The sequence below is a fragment of the Pseudoxanthomonas spadix genome, assembly GCF_003703395.1.
Taxonomy (GTDB): domain Bacteria; phylum Pseudomonadota; class Gammaproteobacteria; order Xanthomonadales; family Xanthomonadaceae; genus Pseudoxanthomonas_A; species Pseudoxanthomonas_A spadix.
In genome coordinates, this window is record NZ_RDQN01000001.1 from 1 (window position 1) to 15213 (window position 15213).

The following is a 15213-nucleotide window of genomic DNA, read 5'->3' on the forward strand; positions in this document are numbered from 1 at the left end:
GCTTGGAGCGAACCAGTCTCGTCAACTCGGCTCGCTCCTCGTCGCTCAGCACAATCTCAGGGGCAACTCGCACTTGCACTCTCCACTCTTCGTCCTCGTAGAGTGTTGGAACGATGGATTTCATATAGGTTCCATCAAGAATAGAACAGTACACTAGAATGCGAGTGATCCCTGATGAGGTGCCCGCCATGTCCGCCGTCAAACAGCAAGCGCACAAGCTGATCGATACGCTGCCCGAGGCGGCCAGCTGGGACGATGTGGTGCGGGTGGTGGACCGAGCCCGGTTCCAGGAGGCGGTGCGGGAAGGCATCGAGGCAGCCGATCGCGGTGACTTCGCCAGCGCCGAGCGGGTGAAGGCGATGTTCGCCAAATGGGGCGTTGATGCTGAGACTTGAGTGGACCACACCCGCTGCCAACCAACTCGAACACGCACAGGATTATTACCAGGCGCTCAATCCGAGAGCGGCCACACGCATGGCACTGCGCGTCATGGAGGGGCGCAGCGGTTGTGCAGGCAGCCGGCGATCGGCCGTCCCGGTGCAGTGGGGGGGGACCCGGGAATGGAGGGTGGCCAGGACTCCGTACCTGCTGGTGTATCGCCAAGGCGTGGATGCGCTGGAAGTGCTGCACGTGTGGCATGAGGCGCAGGACTGGATGTCGCGCACCGAGTGATTGCGCCCGGATGTCTTGATCCGGGCGGCCAATCACGCAAGGTTGCAGGGTTTACCTGCGCCGTCAGGCCGCCGGCGGCGCGGCCGGCAGCGGCTGACCCGGGCGCCAGCCATCGGCGGCCATCCGGTCCAGCAGCGCCACCACCCGCGTGCGCGCATCGAGTTCATGCACCGGCAGCACCAGCAGGTCGCCGGGGCGCGCCCAGCACAGTGTGGCGCGGGCCGCTTGGACCTCGTCCAGGCACACGGCGATCGTGGCCGCGGCGATGCCGTCGGCCAGCAGCTGGGCGCGCATGATGCCGGCCACCTCGCCACTGGCGCGGCCACGTTCGTAACCGGCGATGTCCTTGAGCACCACCAGCTCGGGCCGATACGCCGCCGCGGTGGCGGCCACCGCGCGCAGGTCGGCGTCCTCGCGGTTGCCGGCATGGCCCAGCACGATGGCCATGCGGCCCGCACGCTCGCCCGCGCCCACCGCATCGAGCAGCCCGCGCAGGCCGTCGGGGTTGTGCGCGTAATCCAGGACCACCTGCACCTGGCCCAGGGCCCAGTGCTGCAGGCGTCCGGGGTTGTCGTGGGGATTGCGGCCAAAGCGCGCCAGCACCGCGGCGATGGTCGGCGCCGGGATGCCCAGCGCGGCGGCCGCCAGCGCGGCGCCGGCCAGGTTCTCCAGGTTGTAGCGGGCGCGATCGTCCAGGCTCAGCGGCATGGCCGCGGTGGCGCCCAGGTCATGGTCGATCCCGGCCAGCGACAGCCACAGGTGGCCTTCGCGCACGCCACAGGCCGGCTGGCCGTCGGCGCGCTGGCTGCGCAGCAGCGGATGGTCGAAGTCCAGCGAGAACCACGCCAGCGGGCACGACAGCGCGCTGGCCTGGGCCCGCAGCAGCGCATCGTCGGCGTTGAGCACCAGCCGTCCGCCCACGCCGATCGCGCGCGCCACGGTCAGCTTGACCGCGGCCAGGTCGTCCAGGCCGTGCACGCCGTATTCGCCGAAATGATCGGCGGCCACGTTCGTCACTACCGCCACCTCGGCGCGGCAGGTGGCCAGGCCGCGGCGCAGCATGCCGCCGCGCGCAGTTTCCAGCACGGCGGCCTGGGCCCGGCCCTGGCGCAGCGCGGTGCGCGCACCGGAGGGGCCGGAGAAATCACCGGTCTCCAGCGCAATGTCCTCGAAGAACACCCCATCGGTGCAGCTGTGCGCGGTGTGCCAGCCGTGCGCCCGGCACAGCGCGGCCAGCAGGCGCACGGTGGTGGTCTTGCCGTTGGAGCCGGTGACCAGCGCGGTGGGAATGCCGTGCAGGCGCGCCCACGGGACCTCGGCGACCTGCGGCAGTTCGTCGAGGAACCAGCTGCGCGCACCGTCACCGCTGCCCAGGGTCAGTTCGTCCTCGTCCAGCAGGAACGGCAGGTCGTGCGCGAGGGCTTCTGCCTGTAGCGTGACCAGCTGTGGAAGCGCCTCGGCGGCGGCCGCCGCGCGCAGCGTGTGCAGGGCCAGGGTTGCATCCCACACCGCCGCATGGCCGGGCGCATGGAAGGCCGGCGCATCGCTGCCCGCAGCCTGCCACCAGGCCCACTCGTTTACTTCGGTGGCGGTGTAGAGCTGATCCAGCGGCGCGGCGAAGGCCAGGGTCACGCCGCTGGCATGCACGCGCTGGTGCACCGCGCCGTCGGCCCAGCCAAGCGCCCGGCGCATCTGCCGCACCAGCCCGCGCCAGCGCCTGGGCGCGATGGCGTCGAAGGCCAGGCCGTGCGCCGACTCCAGCGCCACCCCGGGACCGGCGAAGTAGACGTTGCAGCCGGTCAGCCGGCGCGAATCCTGGAAGGGTTCAGGGCGCATGGGGACGATCGGGGGATTTTCTGCGGGAGACGGCACTAGTCGCCCTGCTCATCCACGCGCTCGAACACCAGCCCGCGCTCGTCGCGGACCATGCCCTCCAGCATCGCGGCCAGGGCCGGGCCGGGCGGCTGGCCGAGGGTGACCGGCGCATCGGGCACCGGCGCCGGCTGTGCGGGCTGCCCGGCCGGCCTGAACTTGGTGATCTGTTTCCAGGTGCGGGCCAGCGCATCGGCGAAGATCACCAGCAGGTCGCCGGGCTGGCCCATGCCCAGCGCCGCGTCCACGGCCTGCTGCTCGTCGGGAATCATGCTGATCGCCTCGCTGCCGATGCCGGCCTGGCGCAGCGCGCCGGCGATGATCCGCGGCACCTCATCGCCATCGCGGCCGCGCAGTGCATCGTCGCGACGCACGATGTAATGATCGAAGCGCCCGGCCACCGCACCGGCGATTTCCACCAGGTCCTGGTCGCGACGATCGCCCGGGCCGGTCAGCACCACGATGCGCCGGCCGGACACATCCATGCGCTGGGCCAGCTCGGCCATCACGCCCACCGCGTGCGCGTTGTGGGCGTAGTCCATCAGTACCTTGAACGGATGCTCGGAAAACAGGTTCATCCGCCCCGGCGCCTGGAAGAAGGTGGTGTCGAAGGTGCGCAGGCCCTGGCGGATCGCTTCCAGCTTCAGGCCCAGCGAAAACGCCATCGCCGCGGCGAACATCGCGTTCTGCACGTTGTGCAGGGCGCGGCCTTCCAGGGTGGCCGGGATCAGGTGCGTCCACAGCAGCGGGATGTGACTGCCCTTGTCGTAGAGGGTGATCATCTGGCCGTTGACGCCAGCCTCCAGCGCGCATGCGCGGCCGCCGGCGCGGATGTGTTCGCGCACCAGCGGATGCGAGGGGTTGGTGGTGACGTAGCAGATGGTGCGCGCATCGGTGTAGGCGGACATCTTGATCACGTTGGGATCGTCGGCATTGAGCACCGCGCAGTCGCGCGCCACCTCGACCACGATGCGCTTGACCTGCGCCAGCTGCTCCAGGGTGTCGATGCCCTTCAGGCCAAGGTGGTCGGAGGCGACGTTGAGCACCGCGCCCACATTGACCTCCGGCACACCCATGCCGGCGCGCAGCAGGCCGCCGCGCGCGGTTTCCAGGATCGCGATGTCGATCTGCGGGTCGCCCAGCACCATCCGCGCCGAGACCGGCCCGGTCATGTCGCCTTCCACGGTGCGCTGGCCGTCGATGTAGACCCCGTCGGTGGTGGTCAGGCCCGGCGTGTGGCCGGCCATCTTGGTGATGTGGGACAGCATGCGCGCGGTGGTGGTCTTGCCGTTGGTGCCGGTGACCGCGGCGATCGGCACGCGCGCCGGCGTGCCCGGCGGGAACAGCATGTCGATCACCGGGCCGGCCGCATCGCGCGCGGTGCCCTCGCTGGGCGCCACGTGCATACGCAAGCCGGGCGCGGCGTTGACCTCGCAGATCGCCCCGCCGATGGCCTTGTAGCTTTCGGCGATGTTGGGGCTGATGAAGTCCACGCCGGCCACGTCCAGGCCGATCGCGCGCACCGCACGCACGGCCATGTCACGGTTGTCCGGATGGATGATGTCGGTGACATCGGTGGCGGTGCCGCCGGTGGACAGGTTGGCGGTGGAGCGCAGGAACACCACCTCGCCTGGCGCCGGCACCGAGAAATGGTCGTAGCCGACGCGGCCGAGCATCAGATCGGCCTGTTCGTCCAGCTCCAGCTGGGTCAGCACCTTCTCGTGGCCGATGCCGCGGCGCGGATCGGCGTTGACCCGGTCGACCAGCTCTGCGATGTCGGCGATGCCGTCGCCGACCACGTGGCCGGGCGTGCGTCGGGTGGCGGCGATCAGCTCGCCATTGACCACCAGCAGGCGATGGTCGTCGCCGGCGATGTAGGTTTCCACGATCACCGAACGCGCATGCTCGCGCGCGGCTTGAAAGCCTGCGCGCACGTCATCGTCGCTGGAGATGTTGATGGTGATGCCGCGGCCGTGGTTGCCGTTGTACGGCTTGGTCACCACCGCCCCGCCCAGCCGCCTGGCCGCGCGCACTGCACCGGCCGCATCGCTGGCCAGCATCTGGCGCGGCACCGGCAGGCCCAGGCCGCCCAGGATGTTGTTGGTTTCTTCCTTGTCGCTGGCCAGCTCCACGGCGATGTGCGAGGTCTTGCCGGTGACCGTGGCCTGGATGCGCTGCTGGTACTTGCCGTGGCCGAACTGGACCAGCGACTGGTTGTTGAGGCGGAACCACGGAATCCGGCGATCCTCGGCCGCCTTGACCAGCGCGGCGGTGGACGGGCCCAGCGCACGCCGCTGCGCGTAGCGGATGAACTCCACCCGCGCGGTGTCCCAGTCCCAGTCCTCGGGAAGTTTTTCACTGCCGCGCAGCTCGGCCGGCAGCAGCGAAGTCAGCAGCCGCAGCGCCAGCTCGCCGGCGGCGATGCCTTCCTCGCGCTGGGCGTATTCGTAGATCACCTCGTAGACCCCGTGGCGCCGGTCGCCCACGCCGCGGGTCTTGCCGAAGGTGACATCCTCGCCGGCGATGTTCTGCAGCTCGATGGCCACATGTTCCAGCACATGGCCCAGCCAGGTGCCTTCGCCCTCGTGCATGCGCCGGAGCAGGCCACCGGGCTGGCGATACGAGCAGCCGTGTTCGGCCAGGCCGGGCAGGGCCGCGACCAGGCCATCGACGAATGCGCTGCCCAGCCTGCCGGTAGGCCAGTCTTCCAGCGCCTCCAGGTCCAGCTCGAGCTTGATGACCGGGAAGTGCGCGTACAGCGAAGGACCGACGTAGACCGAACGCTCAAGGATGCGCATGCACTACCTCATGTCTTGGAAGGGGCCAGGGTGCCGGCCGAGGCCTTGCGGGTGGCCAGGTTGAAGGTCGCCCCGGCCAGCAGGATGTGCACGGTCAGGCCCAGCATGCACACCGGCTGGTCCTCGCTGGCATCGGCCATCGAGGAAAAGTCCAGGTTGCCGGCATCGACCACGCTGACCGAGCCGGAGCCTTCCACTTCCAGCGTGTTGTCCGGGCCGATGAAGGCCGCGGTGTCCTCGTCCAGGCCGATGCCGATGGCAAACGGGTTGTAGGCCAGCGCCGCGAGCAGGCGACCCAGCCGATCGCGCTGGCGGAAATGCTGGTCGATCACGAAGCGGTTGGTCAGGCCCAGCCCGGGCGCCAGGCGCACCGAGTCGGCCCGCGGCGAGGAGCCTTCCTTGCCGAAGGCGATCATGTGTTCGGACAGGATGCTGGCCCCGGCGCTGGTGCCGCCCACGGTCACCCCGGCGGCATTGCAGGCGCGGATCATCTGCGCCGCCGGCGTGCCGCCCAGGATCGTGGACAGGCGCAGCTGGTTGCCGCCGGTGAAGAAGATCGCACTGGCCCGTTCGATCCGGTCCAGGCGGCCGGATTCGGTGCAGTCGCCGCGGCTGTCGAAATCGACCACCTCCACCTTGCGCGCGCCCAGCTCGCCGAACAGGCGCTGGTAGCGCGGCCCGGTATCGCGCAGCTGGCTGGCGGTGGGGATCACCACGATCTCGGCCGTGCTGCCGCCGGCAACGGCCAGGAATCGCTTGAGGATGCGTGGGTTCTCGTCCTTGTTCTCGGCACCGCCGATGGGAACGATCCAGCCTCTTTGGTCACCCTCGGCGACCTTGCTCGGACACATGACGGGGCTCTGGCTCCTGCGGGAAACGGGTTGAATGACGCGGAAAGCCTTCGCCGCGAGGCGGCCATCAGGCAAGCGGCCCGGTGCCGCGATTTCCCCCGATCCACCCCCCAAGGCCGGGCCTGGACCCGACCGCGGCCACGGTAGCACGCGCCGCAGCGGCGGGCCTCTGCCCACGACGGGGACGCCTGCTAACCCGTGGCCGGCGCCCGTCCGGGCCAAGCCCTCATGGCCGCGGCCAGCGCCGGCGGCCGTGGCCACCGGACGGGCCGGCGGTGGCAACTGCGGCTACAATGGCCCCCGCGCTTGGCCCCGTAGCTCAGCTGGATAGAGCGTCCCCCTCCTAAGGGGAAGGTCAGTGGTTCGAATCCACTCGGGGTCACCAGTCCCACGCAAGGCCGCCCCTGAGGCAGCACGGGCCGGCAGGTGGAGGCCGCCGGGCAGGAGCGACGGCACGGTTCAGAACAGCAGCGAGGACATCCGGCGACGGTACTTGCCGACCAGGTCCTGGTCTTCGATCACGCGGAAGGCATCGATCAGCGACTTTCTGGCCAGGCCGTCTTCCCAGGCGCGGTCGCGGCGCAGCAGTTCGATGAACTGCTCCAGCGCGCCCTCGGCGTCGCCGGCGACCAGCTTGTGCACGCCCAGCAGGTGGCGGGCGCGCAGGTCGTTCTCGTCCCTGGCCAGCGCGGCCTCCAGTGCCTGCGGGGCCGGCGCGTCCTTGAGCAGGGCGGCGAAGCCCAGGCGGGCGCGGGCCTTGACCGCGCGCTCGTCGGTGGCCAGGTTGGCGGGCAGGGCGTCGAGCAGGGCTTCGGCTTCGGTCGCATCACCGGTGGCCAGCAGGGCCAGGGCCAGGTCGAGCTTCAGCTCGTCCCTGTCCGGCTCGGCGGCGATGGCCTGGCGCAGCGCGGCGACCTGTTCGGCCGGGCTGAGCGCGGTCAACGCTTCGGGCTCATCATTGGCGGCCGCCTCGGCCGGCTCCACGCCATGCTGCTGCAGGAAGGCGCGCAGCTGGCCCTCCGGCAACGCGCCGGGAAAGCCGTCCACGATCTGCCCGTCGCGGACCAGGAACACGGTCGGCACCGAGCGGATCTGAAAGGCCGCGGCGATCTGCTGCTCGGCATCGACATCGACCTTGGCCAGCTCGAAGGCGCCGTTGTACTCGCCGGCCAGCTTTTCCAGGATCGGGCCCAGGGTCTTGCAGGGGCCGCACCAGGTTGCCCAGAAATCCACCAGCACCGGGGTGGTCATGGATTTTTGCAGCACCTCGGTTTCGAAGGTGTCGGTGGTGGCATTGAAGACGTGGGGCAGCGGGCTCATGGGCGGTCTGGTCCTTGCAACGGCGATGGCAGGCAGATGGTGCCGGGGCGGCGAGGATACAAGCCGGGTGGCGGCGGTCATTGACTCCGGCGGCGGTGCCGGTAGCCTGCCCGCGCATGGAATCCCCCCGCTCGATCCAATGCGCGCGCGGCCACGCGCGCAACGCCACGGCCCGTCGGTGAAGCTGGCGAGCCTGCGCTGGTGGCGCGTGTGCAGTCCGCTGGCCGCCTTGCTCTGCCTGGGTGCGGCGCTGGGGTTCGGCGCGGCGCTGCCGGGGTACTCGCCCTGGGATCATCCGCTGGCGGTGCTGGGCGCGCAGGGCGTTCCGAATGCGCGGTGGTTCAACCTGCTGGGCTTCATCCTGCCCGGCGCGCTGTGCGCGATGGTCGGATTGGGCCTGCGCCTGCGGATCCCGCTCAGGGCGGCCTGGCCGCAGCGGATCGGGGCACAGCTGATGTTCCTCTCGGCGCTGGGGCTGGTGGCGATGGGCCTGTTCCAGCTCCAGCCGCAGCAGCTGCGCGGTACCCAGACCCAGCTGCACGCCACTGCCTGGGGCCTGTGGTGGGCCACCGGCCTGGCCTCGGCGCTGCTGCTGGCACTGGGCCTGCGCAGGCAGGCGCACTGGCGCGGACTGGTCCTGGGCGGGCCGGTCCTGGCCCTGGGCGTGGTCGCGTTCGCCCTGGTGCTTCCAGCGGTGCTGCCGCAGGGCCTGTCACAGCGGATCGCGCTGCTGCTGTGGTTCGGATGGTGTGCGCTGGCGGGCTTGAGCGGTCCTTCGCGGTCCCTGGCGGGCAGCTTGCAAGGCTGAAGCGGGCCTGCGCACCGGCACAGCGCGCGGGTGCAGCCGGTGGTGCGCTGCGGTACGCTTTGCGGCTTTGCAGCCGCCTTCGCAGCCCCTACCCATGTCCGCCGTTCCCGAAACCCACGCCTACGACCCCAAGCAGGTCGAAACCTCCGCGCAGCAGTTCTGGAACGCCAGCAAGGCCTTCGAGGTCAGCGAGACCTCGGACAAGCCCAAGTACTACTGCCTGTCGATGCTGCCCTACCCGTCCGGTGCGCTGCACATGGGCCACGTGCGCAACTACACCATCTCCGACGTCATCGCCCGCTACAAGCGCATGACCGGGCACAACGTGCTGCAGCCGATGGGCTGGGACGCCTTCGGCCTGCCGGCCGAGAACGCCGCGATCAAGAACAGGACCGCGCCGGCCCAGTGGACCTACGCCAACATCGAGCACATGCGCAGCCAGCTCAAGGCGCTGGGTTACGCGATCGACTGGACCCGCGAGTTCGCCACCTGCAGCCCCGAGTACTACGTGCACGAGCAGCGCATGTTCACCCGGCTGCTGCGCAAGGGCATCGCCTACCGCAAGGCCTCGGTGGTGAACTGGGACCCGGTGGACCAGACCGTGCTGGCCAACGAGCAGGTCATCGACGGCCGCGGCTGGCGCTCGGGCGCGCTGGTGGAAAAGCGCGAGATCCCGCAGTGGTTCCTGCGCATCACCGACTACGCCCAGGAGCTGCTGGACGGCCTTGATACGTTGCAAGGCTGGCCCGAGTCGGTCAAGACCATGCAGCGCAACTGGATCGGCCGCTCCGAAGGCCTGGAAATCCAGTTCAACGTCGAAGGCGGCCATGAGCCGTTGATGGTGTTCACCACCCGCCCGGACACGCTGATGGGCGTGACCTTCGTGTCGATCGCCGGCGAGCATCCGCTGGCCCTGAAGGCCGCTGCGTCCAACCCGGAACTGGCCGCCTTCCTGGAGCAACTCAAACTGGGCGGGGTGTCCGAAGCCGAGCTGGAGACCCAGGAAAAACGCGGCATGGACACCGGCCTGAAGGCCGTGCACCCGATCAGCGGCGAGAGCGTGCCGGTGTGGGTGGCCAACTTCGTGCTGATGGGCTATGGCACCGGCGCGGTGATGGCCGTGCCGGGCCACGACCAGCGCGATTTCGAGTTCGCGACCAAGTACGCGCTGCCGATCGTGCAGGTGATCCAGCTCAAGGAGCCGCGCAACGAGGCCGAACGCAACTACGACAGCAGCCAATGGCAGGACTGGTATGCGGACAAGACCCGCGAATTCGAGCTGATCAATTCGGCCGAGTTTGACGGACTGGATTTCCACGAAGCCTTCGAGGCGCTGGCCGAGCGCTTCGAACGCAAGGGCCAGGGCCAGCGCCGGGTGAACTATCGCCTGCGCGACTGGGGCGTGAGCCGCCAGCGCTACTGGGGCTGCCCGATCCCGGTGATCCACTGCCCCAGGTGCGGTGCGGTGCCGGTGCCGGACGACCAGCTGCCGGTGCTGCTGCCGGAGAAGGTGACCCTGGACGGGTTGAAGTCGCCGCTGAAGGCCGATCCGACGTGGCGCGTGACCCCCTGTCCGGAGTGCGGCGGCGCGGCCGAGCGCGAGACCGACACCTTCGACACCTTCATGGAATCGAGCTGGTACGTGGCCCGTTACACCAGCCCGGGCGCGGCGACGATGGTCGACAAGCGCGCCAACTACTGGATGCCGGCGGACATGTATGTCGGCGGGATCGAGCACGCGATCCTGCACCTGATGTATTTCCGCTTCTACCACAAGCTCATGCGCGATGCGCGGATGGTGGACAGCGATGAGCCGGCCACCAACCTGCTGACCCAGGGCATGGTGATCGCCGAGACCTATTACCGCCTCAACGCCGACGGTTCCAGGGACTGGATCAACCCGGCGCAGGTCCAGGTGCAGCGCGACGAGCGCGGCCGCATCGTCGGTGCGGTGCTGGCCAGCGACGGCCAGCCGGTGCAGATCGGTGGCGTGGAGAAGATGTCCAAGTCCAAGAACAACGGCGTGGATCCGCAATCGATGGTGGACAAGTTCGGTGCCGACACGGTGCGGCTGTTTTCCATGTTCGCCGCGCCGCCCGAGCAGTCGCTGGAATGGAACGAAGCCGGGGTGGAAGGCATGTCGCGGTTCCTGCGCCGGCTGTGGACCCAGGCCCAGCGCCATGCCGCCGGCGGCGCCGCCCCGGAACTGGACGTGGCGGCGTTGAATACCGAGCAGAAGGCCCTGCGCCGCAAGACCCACGAAACCATCGCCAAGGTCGGCGACGATTATGGCAAGCGCCACGGCTTCAACACCGCCATCGCCGCGGTGATGGAGCTGTCCAACGCGCTGGCCAGGTTCGATGACCTCAGCGAGCCCGGCCGCGCCGTACGCCAGGAGGCGCTGGAAGCGGCGGTGCTGCTGCTCAACCCGATCACCCCGCACTCCAGTCACGCGCTGTGGCAGCTGCTGGGTCATGCCCAGACGCTGCTGGAGGACCTGCCGTTCCCGCAGGCCGACCCGGCGGCGATGGTGCGCGACTCGGTGACCCTGGCCGTGCAGGTCAACGGCAAGCTGCGCGGCACGATCGAGGTCGCGGCCGATGCACCCAGGGATCTGATCGAATCGCTGGCCAGGGCCGAGCCCAACACGGCCAGGTTCCTGGAAGGCAGCACGATCCGCAAGGTGATCCTGGTGCCGGGCAAGATCGTCAACCTGGTCGCAGCGTGAGCTCTCAAGCCGCGTTCACGCTGGATCAGGCAGGCTCGCCCGTCGCTCAACTGCCGTCCCTGCCACCCTTGCCGCGCCTGCCGGCCTCGTCCAGACTCCCCGCCATGAAACCGACCCCGATGCTGCGGCTGCTGGCCGTCACCCTGCTTGCTGTCTCCCTGTCGGCCTGTGGCTTTCACCTGCGCAGCAAGATCGCGCTGCCGGGGGATCTGGGCCCGGTCAAGGTCTTGGCCACCGATCCGTACAGCCCGTTGGCGCGTGATGTGGCGATGGGCCTGAAAGCCGCCGGCGCCATCCCGGCCGAAGACGCCAACGCCAAGGCCGCCACCCTGGAGATCCTGTCCGAGCAATGGGGCGATCGCCCGATCGCGCTGGACGAGCAGGGCCGCGCGCTGGAATACAGCCTGCGCTATGCGGTGGTGTTCCGCTTCGTGCGCGCCGATGGCAGCGAGCTGGTCCCGCAGCAAGTGGTCGAACTCTCGCGCGATTATGTGGCCGAAGCGACCGACCTGACCGGTACCACCTCCGAGCGCGAAATCCTGTCCGAAGAACTGCGCCGCGACATGTCCGCCTCGATCCTGCGTCGCGTCGACGGTGTGGTGCGTGGCGTGGGCCGGGTGCCGCCACCTCACGCGCAGTAGCGATGGAACTGGCCCCCGACCGGCTGGCCGCGCAGGTCGCCGATGCGGCGCTGGCGCCGGCCTACCTGATCGCCGGGCCGGAACCGCTGCTGGTGCTGGAGGCCGCCGATGCGGTCCGCGCGCGCGGGCGCGCGCTGGGCATCGCCGAGCGCGAAATCTTCGACCTGGAGGGCCGCGACATCGACTGGGCCGGGCTGCAGGCCAGCTTCGATGCGCCCAGCCTGTTCAGTGCCCGCCGCATCGTCGAGGTCCGCCTGCCCACCGGCAAGCCGGGCAAGGAGGGGGCCGAGGTCATCAGTGCCTTCTGCGCGCGCCCGCCGCAGGACGTGGTGCTGCTGGTCACCGCCGGCGAATGGAGCAAGGCCCATCGCGGCAAGTGGGCCGATGCGATCGAGCGCATCGGCGTGCTCTCGGTGGCCTGGGCGATCAAGCCGCACGAACTCTCCGGCTGGGTCCAGGCACGATTGCGTGCGCGCGGCCTGCGCGCCGAGCGCGATGCGATCGCGCTGCTGGTCGAGCGGGTGGAAGGCAACCTGCTGGCCGCCGCCCAGGAAATCGACAAGCTGGTCCTGCTGGCCGATGGCCGGACCCTGGACCTGGCGACGATGCAGTCGCTGGTGGCCGATGCGGCGCGCTTTGACGTGTTCGGTCTGATCGAGACCACCCTGTCGGGCCATGCCGGCCAGGCCGCGCGCATGCTCGCCGGACTGCGCGCCGAAGGCGAGGCGGTCGCCGGGCTGATGCCGATGGTGGTGCGCAACCTGCTCAGCACCGCGCACCTTGCGCGCGTGGCCGGGCAGGGCGGCAACTCCGGATCCGGTCTGGCCGCCGCGATGAAGGGGCAGGGCATCTGGGAAAGCCGGCAGGCGCCGTTCAAGCGCGCGCTGCAGCGCCATGCCAGCCCGGCCCGCTGGGACCGTTTCGTCGCCGAGGCCGGACACATCGATCGCATCGCCAAGGGCCGCGCCGAAGGCGATGCCTGGGTCGCCCTGGAACGGCTGCTGCTGGCGATCGCCGATGCCAAGGCGGTGGAGCTGCTGGTGTGAGGGACGGGGGGCTGGAAGCCGGGACTCGGGACCTAAAAGCCGGGACCCGGGACCCGGGACTCGGGACCCGGGACCTAAAGGCCGGGACCCGGGACTCGGGACCCGGGACCCGGGACCTAAAAGCCGGGACTCGGGACCTAGAAGCCGGGACTCGGGACTCGGGACCCGGGACCCGGGAACAGCAACAACAACAACAACCGGGGGCTGTGCTGGCTTCTGGCGCTTCCGGGTCCCGTGAACAACACCACCCCGGGCCTGGGCTGGCTTCTGGCTCTTCCGGGTCCCGGGTCCCGGGTCCCGGGTCCCGCAAGCAACGGCACCCCGGGCCGGTGCTGGCTTCTGGCGCTTCCGGGTCCCGGGTCCCGGGTCCCGGGTCCCGTAAACAGCGCCAACCCGGGCCGGTGCTGGCTTCTGGCGCTTCCGGGTCCCGGGTCCCGGGTCCCGGGTCCCGTAAACAGCACCACCCGGGGGCTGTGCTGGCTTCTGGCGCTTCCGGGTCCCGGGTCCCGGGTCCCGTGTCCCGTAAACAGCGCCAACCCGGGCCGGTGCTGGCTTCTGGCTCTTTCGGGTCCCGGGTCCCGGGTCCCGGGTCCCGTGGACAGCACCACCCCGGGCCTGTGCTGGCTTCTGGCGCTTCCGGGTCCCGGGTCCCGAGTCCCGAGTCCCGTGAACAGCACCACCCGGGGCCTGTGCTGGCTTCTGGCGCTTCCGGGTCCCGGGTCCCGGGCCCCGGGTCCCGTAAACAGCACCACCCGGGGCCTGTGCTGGCTTCTGGCTCTTCCGGGTCCCGGGTCCCGGGTCCCGAGTCCCGGCTTGCACGCCCCGAGTCCCGGCCCCATCTCATCTACGGCGGGACCTTCGATCCCTTCCACAACGGGCACCTGGCCATTGCCCGCCTGGCAGGGCAGACCCTGCAGGTCCCGGTGACCCTGGTGCCCGCGGCTGATCCGCCGCATCGCCCGCCGCCCGGTGCCAACGCCGGGCAACGGCTGGCGATGCTGGAAGCGGCCGTCGCAGGCGACCCGGGCCTGCGCGTGGACCGGCGCGAGCTGGATCGCCCGGGACCTTCCTACACGGTCGATACCTTGCGCGAATTGCGCGCCGAGCTTGGCCCCCAGGCACCGCTGGCCTTGCTGATCGGCGCCGACAGCTTCTTGGGCCTGCCGGACTGGCACCAATGGCAAGCGCTGTTCGGCCTGGCACATCTGGTCGTGGCCGAGCGCGCTGACACCATGCTCGAGCAGCTGCCGGCAGTGCTGGCCGAGGCGGTGGCGGCACGTTGGACCAGCGCGCCTGCCGACCTGCAGTCTGCCCCCGCGGGCCGGGTCCTGCGCCTGCACCAGCCGCTGCAGGCCGAATCGGCCAGCGACGTGCGTGCGCGCATCGCCGCCGGCCAGTCCTGGCAGGCGCTGGTGCCGCCTGCAGTGGCGGCATTCATCATGGCCCACGGCCTGTACGGAGCGGCGGCGCTATAATCGCGGCTGGTCCGTCCACCAAGTCGCTCTTTTGTCCAGCCAAGCCCACGTCATCAAGACCCGCCTGCCCAGCCCGCCCCCGTCCGTCCCGGACCTGCTTGCCAGCGTGCATGCCGCGGTGGGTGAGCTCAAGGCCAAGGAAGTCATCGAGATCGACGTGCGCGGCAAATCCAGCGTCGCCGATTTCCTGGTGATCGCCTCGGGCACCTCGACCCGCCACGTGAAGTCCATCGCCGACGAAGTGGTGAAGTTCGCCAAGAAGCTGGACGTCATGCCGCTGGGCGTGGAAGGCGAGCGCGAAGCCGAATGGGTGCTGGTCGACCTGGGCGATGTGATCGTCCACGTCATGCTGCCGCGCGTGCGCGAGTTCTACGCACTGGAGCGCCTGTGGACGGTGGGCGACCAGCCGCCGGAAGACGACGGCGAAGCAGACGGCCGTCGCTGACGGTTGCGCCGGGCGATGAAGGCCCGCCTGATCGCCACCGGTGAGCGCGCCCCCGGCTGGGTCGCGCAGGGGTTTGCCGAATACCAGAAGCGGCTCTCGCACTGGCTGCCGCTTGAACTGGTGGAAGTGACGCCGGGCCTGCGTGGCAGGAACCGCGATGCCCAGCGCGCGATCGAGGACGAAGGCCAGCGCGTGCTCGCCGCACTGCCCAGGAACGCACACATCGTCGCCCTGGAAGTCACCGGCAAGCAGCATTCTTCCGAACAGCTGGCCCAGCGCCTGGAACATTGGCGCGGGCAGGGCCGCGACCTGGCATTGCTGATCGGCGGGCCGGAAGGGCACGCGCCAGCGGTCCTGGCCGCCGCGCACGAGACCTGGTCGCTCGGCCCGTTGACCCTGCCGCACATGCTGGCGCGCCTGGTGGTGGCCGAACAGCTCTATCGCGCCGCGGCGATGCTGGCCAATCATCCCTACCATCGCGGCTGATCACCGCCACCGGCCGCGCCACGGACCGCAGCGATGAAACGCAAGACGCCCGAGCTGCCCCGTAAACCGCC

13 protein-coding genes and 1 tRNA gene are annotated in these 15213 nt (G+C 70.0%); 10 read left to right on the plus strand and 4 right to left on the minus strand.

Annotated features, from left to right (window positions below; all coding sequences use genetic code 11):
- Nucleotides 1–188 precede the first annotated feature (188 nt).
- Nucleotides 189–395 (plus strand): hypothetical protein, encoded by a 207-nt coding sequence (locus D9R12_RS00005; protein ID WP_122226856.1) that lies wholly within the window; start codon nucleotides 189–191, stop codon nucleotides 393–395.
- The gene (locus D9R12_RS00010) at nucleotides 382–672 is read left to right on the plus strand and encodes a type II toxin-antitoxin system RelE/ParE family toxin (RefSeq protein ID WP_122226858.1); all 291 of its coding nucleotides are present in this window, start codon (nucleotides 382–384) and stop codon (nucleotides 670–672) included. The genes D9R12_RS00005 and D9R12_RS00010 overlap by 14 nt, the downstream gene beginning before the upstream one ends.
- Nucleotides 673–735: 63 nt before the next feature.
- Here D9R12_RS00010 and D9R12_RS00015 read toward each other — a convergent pair whose 3' ends face one another.
- Genes D9R12_RS00015 through D9R12_RS00025 form a run of 3 tightly spaced genes read right to left on the minus strand, consistent with a single transcriptional unit; the run spans nucleotide 736 to nucleotide 6193 of the window.
- Complete coding sequence (locus tag D9R12_RS00015; RefSeq protein WP_122226860.1) at nucleotides 736–2508, minus strand: Mur ligase family protein; 1773 nt, start codon at nucleotides 2506–2508, stop codon at nucleotides 736–738.
- 35 nt (nucleotides 2509–2543) lie between these two features.
- Nucleotides 2544–5342, minus strand: coding sequence for a cyanophycin synthetase (gene cphA / locus D9R12_RS00020; protein ID WP_122226862.1), 2799 nt, complete (start codon nucleotides 5340–5342; stop codon nucleotides 2544–2546).
- A gap of 8 nt (nucleotides 5343–5350) precedes the next feature.
- Entirely contained in the window at nucleotides 5351–6193 is an 843-nt protein-coding gene (locus tag D9R12_RS00025; RefSeq protein ID WP_122226864.1) for a cyanophycinase, read from the minus strand.
- Nucleotides 6194–6501: 308 nt separating this feature from the next.
- Between D9R12_RS00025 and D9R12_RS00030 the strand changes: the two genes are divergently transcribed.
- Nucleotides 6502–6578: transfer RNA gene (locus D9R12_RS00030), tRNA-Arg, on the plus strand.
- A 74-nt stretch (nucleotides 6579–6652) separates the two neighbouring features.
- On the opposite strand, the gene trxA is transcribed toward D9R12_RS00030, so the two are convergent.
- On the minus strand, nucleotides 6653–7513 hold the full coding sequence (trxA, locus tag D9R12_RS00035) for a thioredoxin (protein WP_122226866.1): 861 nt from the start codon (nucleotides 7511–7513) through the stop codon (nucleotides 6653–6655).
- A gap of 178 nt (nucleotides 7514–7691) precedes the next feature.
- Here trxA and D9R12_RS00040 point away from each other — a divergent pair, with 178 nt between their 5' ends.
- From D9R12_RS00040 to rlmH, 7 genes are all read left to right on the plus strand, one after another.
- Nucleotides 7692–8321, plus strand: a complete 630-nt coding sequence (locus D9R12_RS00040; RefSeq protein ID WP_244919606.1) for a DUF998 domain-containing protein — start codon at nucleotides 7692–7694, stop codon at nucleotides 8319–8321.
- Between the two features lie 94 nt (nucleotides 8322–8415).
- The gene (gene leuS / locus D9R12_RS00045) at nucleotides 8416–11049 is read left to right on the plus strand and encodes a leucine--tRNA ligase (RefSeq protein ID WP_122226870.1); all 2634 of its coding nucleotides are present in this window, start codon (nucleotides 8416–8418) and stop codon (nucleotides 11047–11049) included.
- A 119-nt stretch (nucleotides 11050–11168) separates the two neighbouring features.
- Nucleotides 11169–11690 (plus strand): LPS-assembly lipoprotein LptE, encoded by a 522-nt coding sequence (locus D9R12_RS00050; protein ID WP_122227593.1) that lies wholly within the window; start codon nucleotides 11169–11171, stop codon nucleotides 11688–11690.
- A gap of 2 nt (nucleotides 11691–11692) precedes the next feature.
- Entirely contained in the window at nucleotides 11693–12736 is a 1044-nt protein-coding gene (holA, locus tag D9R12_RS00055) for a DNA polymerase III subunit delta (protein WP_014161077.1), read from the plus strand.
- A gap of 620 nt (nucleotides 12737–13356) precedes the next feature.
- Entirely contained in the window at nucleotides 13357–14211 is an 855-nt protein-coding gene (nadD, locus tag D9R12_RS00060) for a nicotinate-nucleotide adenylyltransferase (protein WP_425479025.1), read from the plus strand.
- Between the two features lie 31 nt (nucleotides 14212–14242).
- A complete protein-coding gene (rsfS, locus tag D9R12_RS00065) occupies nucleotides 14243–14656 on the plus strand; it encodes a ribosome silencing factor (protein WP_014161075.1) in 414 nt (137 codons plus the stop codon).
- A gap of 15 nt (nucleotides 14657–14671) precedes the next feature.
- Nucleotides 14672–15142 carry a 23S rRNA (pseudouridine(1915)-N(3))-methyltransferase RlmH gene (gene rlmH / locus D9R12_RS00070; RefSeq protein ID WP_014161074.1) on the plus strand — a complete coding sequence of 157 codons (471 nt, stop codon included), beginning with the start codon at nucleotides 14672–14674 and terminating at the stop codon, nucleotides 15140–15142.
- Nucleotides 15143–15213 lie beyond the last annotated feature (71 nt).